Genomic DNA, 4,454 nt, shown 5'->3' with positions numbered 1-4,454 from the left:
GTTCGGGAGCATCTCTCGGCTCGGAGCCGACTCCCGGCGCGGAGCCGCCGCCCAGCTCGGAGGCATCTCCCGGCACGGGACCGCCTTCCGGCCCGGGGACATCACCCGGCGCGGAACCGCCGCCGCCCGCCGGCGCGGAGGTTCCCGGCGGCACGCGGCCGCCCTCCCGCCCGGGCACCTCATCCGGCGCGGAAGCGCCCTGGCGGGACTTCCGGGTCTACCGGGTGGACCGCTTCACGGCGGTCGTGAGCGGCGAGGAGCGGTTCCGCCGCGACACGGCGTTCGAGCTGCCCGCGTTCTGGGAGGAGAGGGCCGTCGAGTTCGCCCGGTCGATCCTGCGGGAGCGGGTGGTGCTGCGTCTCACGCCGGACGGCGCGCGGCGGCTGCCGCATGTCACGGACCGGCTCGCCGCGCAGGAGGCGCTGGCGGCCGGGGACGCCGACGGGCAGGGGCGGATCACCGTCACCCTGCCCGTCGAGTCGTCCGACGTCGCGTACTCCCAGCTGCTCGGGCTGGGGCCGGAGGCCGAGGTGCTCGGCCCGGCGGCGCTGCGCGAGCGCTTCGCGCGGACGGCGCGCGAGATGGCCGAGCGGTACGGGCCCGGGTGAGCCCTGCCGCGCGCGGCGGTCAGCGGTAGTCGGCCGCGGTGCCCTCCTTCCCCCCGAAGACGACGTCACGGAAGTACGCCATGGCGTCCGGCCGCGACCCGTCGGTGTCCGTGAACCCGTACTCCCTGGCCATCTCGCCGCTGGAGACCGAAGCGCCGTTCCAGCGCCCCCGGCCGGGATCGGCGGCGAGCGCCGCGACGGCGCGCCCGATCAGGGCGGGCGACTCGGCGATGGCGAAGTGCGGCTCCTGCTCCACCGCGTCGCGCCACGTGGCCTCGGTGACGCCGAAGTGGTCGAGCATCTCCTCGGAGCGCAGGAACCCCGGCGTGATGGAGAGCGCGGTGCCCCCGTACTCCTTGAGCTCCTCGGCGAGGCCGAAGGCCATCCGGTGCGGGGCGGTCTTGGTCAGGTCGAAGGGGAGGTTCCCCCGGTAGGCCTTGTTGAACTCGGCCGTTCCGTCGGTCACTTCGACGACCAGGCCGCCGCGGTCGCGGATGAGCAGCGGCAGCGCGTAATGGCTGGTGATGAGGTGTGTGTCGATGCCGAGGCGGAGCATCCGCAGCCCGTCCTCGATCTTCACCTCCCAGATCTTCTTGTCGAACTCCAGCAGATGGTCGCCGCCCCAGACGTCGTTGACCAGGATGTCGAGCCGCCCGGCCTCCCGGTCGACGCGCTCGACGAGCGCCTTGACCTGCCGCGGCTCCAGATGGTCGGTGACCACGGCGATGCCGGCGCCGCCGGCCGCCGTCACCAGCTCGGCCGTCTCCTCGATGGTCTCGGTGGACCGGCCGACCTCGCTGACGCGGGCGCGGGTGGTGCGCCCCGTGGTGTAGACGGTGGCCCCGGCCCGCCCCAGTTCGACGGCCATCGCCCGGCCCGCGCCGCGCGTCGCCCCCGCGACCAGCGCGACCTTGCCGGCGAGTGCCTGCGCCGATGTGTCTGCGCCCTGTGTGCTCACGTCCGTGTGTCCTCTCGCTCCGCCGGTTGGCTACGCTCCGACCCTGACAGCGATACCGGACACCTTCTGTCGCCTTTTTCGCGGCGCGCCGACCGTCACCGTCCACCGTCCGCTGCCCGCCGAACTGATGTCGGCTCAGCTCCCCCGGTAGCCCCTCCTCGAACGGCCGGTAACGACACAGCCGCATCTGGGCCGCTCCGCGTGCGTGGTCCGGCCCCAGGCCCGATGCTGGTGCCGTGATGGACGAGACGGAGTTCTGGTCGTTGATCGACGCCACCCGCCAGGCGGCCGAGGGCGACCCCGAGGACCAGGCCGACCTGCTGATCGAGCGGCTGACGCAGCTCGACCCGGACTCCGTGCTGTATTTCGCGCGGCACTTCGAGGCGCGCTACAACCGCGCGTACCGCTGGGATCTGTGGGGCGCGGCCTCGGTGCTGCTGGGCGGGGCGGGCGACGACGCGTTCGACTGCTTCCGCTGCTGGCTGATCGGGCAGGGGCGGGAGGTCTTCGAGGGGGCGCTGCACGAGCCGGACGACCTGGCCGACCTGCTGGACGAGTTCGACGAGCGGGTCGACGGGGACGCGGAGGACCTGGGGTACGCCGCCGACGAGGCGTACGAGCAGCTGACCGGGGCCGAGTTGCCGGACCTGGGGCTGCCGGAGCAGCCGTCGGAGCCGCTGGGCTCCCCGCTGGACCTCGATGACGAGGCGGCCCTGGCGGAACGGTTCCCCAAGCTGTGGGAGGGCCGCTCCCGGCTGAGGGCCTGACGGCTGGAGGGGCTTACAGCGCCCGCGCCATCAGCACGTCGTCCACGTACTCCCCGTCCAGCAGGAACTCCCCCCGCAGCACGCCCTCCACCGCGAACCCCTCCGACTCGTACAGCCGCCGCGCCGAGGTGTTGTGCCCGAGCACCCGCAGCGTGAGACGGACCGCGGCCTGCCGCCGGGCCAGCTCGGCGGACTCCCGCAGCAGGGCGCGCGCGACGCCCCGCCCGCGCGCGGTCTCGTCGACGACGAGGCCCTGTATCTGCCGTACGTGCGCGTTGGACGGCAGCGGCGTCGCCGGTACGAGGCGCAGATAGCCGGCGACGCGCCCGTCGAGTTCGGCCACGAGGATGTACTCGGGCAGGTTGCGTTTCGTGAAGAACGGCTCGTCCGGCCCCGGCCGCGCCGTCACCGCGTGCACCGGCGACCAGGCGCGGCGGTCCAGGTCGGCGAGGGCCGCGTCGTCGGAGAGGACGGCGGGACGGATGGTCGGTTCGGGCATGCGGGTCACTGTGGCACACCCGGCCGCGCCTCCGGCGGCCTTTGCCGGCCTGCGGACCGGCGCAGGGGGCAGGATGGCCCGTATGCGGATCGCGATCACCGGTTCGACCGGGCTCATCGGTACGGCGCTCGTACGCTCCCTGGAGGCGGACGGCCACCACGTGGTGCGGCTGGTGCGGCGCGCGCCCCGCTCGGCGGACGAGGTCGAGTGGGACCCGAAGCGGCAGCGGGTCGACGCGGACGGGCTCGCCGGGTGCGCGGCCGTCGTGCACCTCGCGGGCGCGGGCATCGGCGACCACCGCTGGACGGACGCGTACAAGAAGGAACTGCGCGACAGCCGGGTGCTGGGCACGGCCGCCGTCGCCGAGGCCCTCGCCTCCCTCGACGAGCCGCCGCGGACGCTGGTGAGCGGCAGCGCGATCGGGTTCTACGGGGACACCGGGGACCGCGAGATCGACGAGGACCAGCCGCCCGGCGACGGCTTCCTCGCGGACCTCTGCCAGGAGTGGGAGGACGCGGCCGGGGCGGCGGTGGAGGCGGGCGTACGGACGGTGTACGCCCGTACCGGCCTGGTCGTCTCCCGCGCGGGCGGCGCCTGGGCACGGCTCTTCCCCCTCTTCCGGTACGGCCTCGGGGGACGCCTGGGCGACGGCCGCCAGTACTGGAGCTTCATCGCCCTGCACGACCACGTCGCCGCCCTGCGCCACATCCTGGACACCGAGACGCTGCACGGGCCCGTCAATCTCACCGCGCCGACGCCCGTCACCAACCGCGAGGTGACGGAGGCGATGGGCCGGGTGATGCGCCGCCCTACGCTCTTCCCCGCGCCCGCGCCCGCGCTGCGGATCGCGTTGGGCGAGTTCGCCTCCGATGTGCTGAGCAGCCAGCGGGCGCTGCCCCGCAAGCTGCTGGACTCGGGTTTCACGTACGCGTTCCCGCGCATCGAGGACGCGGTGCGGGCGGCGCTGACGGAACGCGACTGAGGACGGGCCGGGAGGGGACGGTGCCGGGGCGGGCCCGGACCTGCCTCCGTGCGACCGCCGTGCGACCGGCGTGCGACCGTGCTCTGTCCGTGCGCGACTGCCGTGGAAGGGTTTTGTCCCTACGGTCGAGGCAACTCACGCATCCCCAGCTCTGGTTGGGGGCATCAGGCCACCGAGTGAGCGGACCGACCTCGGGGAGGGCACGTGCTCGACCGTGCACGAATTTCCGCGAACCATCCCGCCGACACCGCTGCCGGCACCGCCGATGCCGCTATCGATGCCGATGTCGATACTGATGTCGTCGATGTTGTCGATGTCGTCATCGTGGGCGCCGGACTCGCCGGACTTTCGGCGGCGCAGCAGCTCACCAGCGCCGGAGTAACAGTCACCGTCCTGGAGGCCGCCCCTTACGCCGGGGGCCGTATGACCACGGAGACGGTGGACGGCTTCCGCCTCGACCGCACCGGGCAGCTGCTCAACACCGCCTATCCCGAGCTGTTGCGCACCCCTGGTCTGGGGGCGCTCACGCTGCGGCCCTTCGCGCCCGGTGTGCTGGTCCACCACGACGGCGTCAGCCTGCGGACGGGGGCGCCTCGCGGCGCGAGAAGCGCCCGGAGCACGCGGGGCGCACTGACGACAG

At 73.7% G+C, this 4,454-nt stretch carries 6 protein-coding genes; 4 read left to right on the top strand and 2 right to left on the bottom strand.

The window, feature by feature from the left end:
- Positions 1-608: WYL domain-containing protein (locus ACFU99_RS34565; protein WP_384399807.1), on the top strand; the 608-nt coding region annotated here is incomplete at its 5' end.
- A 19-nt stretch (positions 609-627) separates the two neighbouring features.
- Here the strand turns inward: ACFU99_RS34565 and ACFU99_RS34560 are convergent.
- Positions 628-1,566 (bottom strand): SDR family oxidoreductase, encoded by a 939-nt coding sequence (locus tag ACFU99_RS34560; RefSeq protein WP_384399806.1) that lies wholly within the window; start codon positions 1,564-1,566, stop codon positions 628-630.
- Between the two features lie 239 nt (positions 1,567-1,805).
- Here ACFU99_RS34560 and ACFU99_RS34555 point away from each other — a divergent pair, with 239 nt between their 5' ends.
- Entirely contained in the window at positions 1,806-2,333 is a 528-nt protein-coding gene (locus ACFU99_RS34555) for a DUF4240 domain-containing protein (RefSeq protein ID WP_384399813.1), read from the top strand.
- Between the two features lie 13 nt (positions 2,334-2,346).
- On the opposite strand, the gene ACFU99_RS34550 is transcribed toward ACFU99_RS34555, so the two are convergent.
- Positions 2,347-2,832 (bottom strand): GNAT family N-acetyltransferase, encoded by a 486-nt coding sequence (locus ACFU99_RS34550; RefSeq protein ID WP_384399803.1) that lies wholly within the window; start codon positions 2,830-2,832, stop codon positions 2,347-2,349.
- Between the two features lie 73 nt (positions 2,833-2,905).
- Between ACFU99_RS34550 and ACFU99_RS34545 the strand changes: the two genes are divergently transcribed.
- Together ACFU99_RS34545 and ACFU99_RS34540 are read left to right on the top strand one after the other, a co-directional pair.
- Positions 2,906-3,814: a TIGR01777 family oxidoreductase gene (locus tag ACFU99_RS34545; RefSeq protein ID WP_384399800.1), complete on the top strand. Its 909-nt coding sequence runs from the start codon at positions 2,906-2,908 to the stop codon at positions 3,812-3,814.
- Positions 3,815-4,087: 273 nt separating this feature from the next.
- Positions 4,088-4,454 (top strand): FAD-dependent oxidoreductase (locus ACFU99_RS34540; RefSeq protein ID WP_384399810.1); only part of this gene is annotated, 367 nt, incomplete at its 3' end.

Source organism: Streptomyces sp. NPDC057654 (assembly GCF_042800135.1).
Taxonomy (GTDB): Bacteria; Actinomycetota; Actinomycetes; order Streptomycetales; family Streptomycetaceae; genus Streptomyces.
Note: the sequence above shows the minus strand (reverse complement) of the source record. Positions and strands in the feature narration are given on the sequence as shown.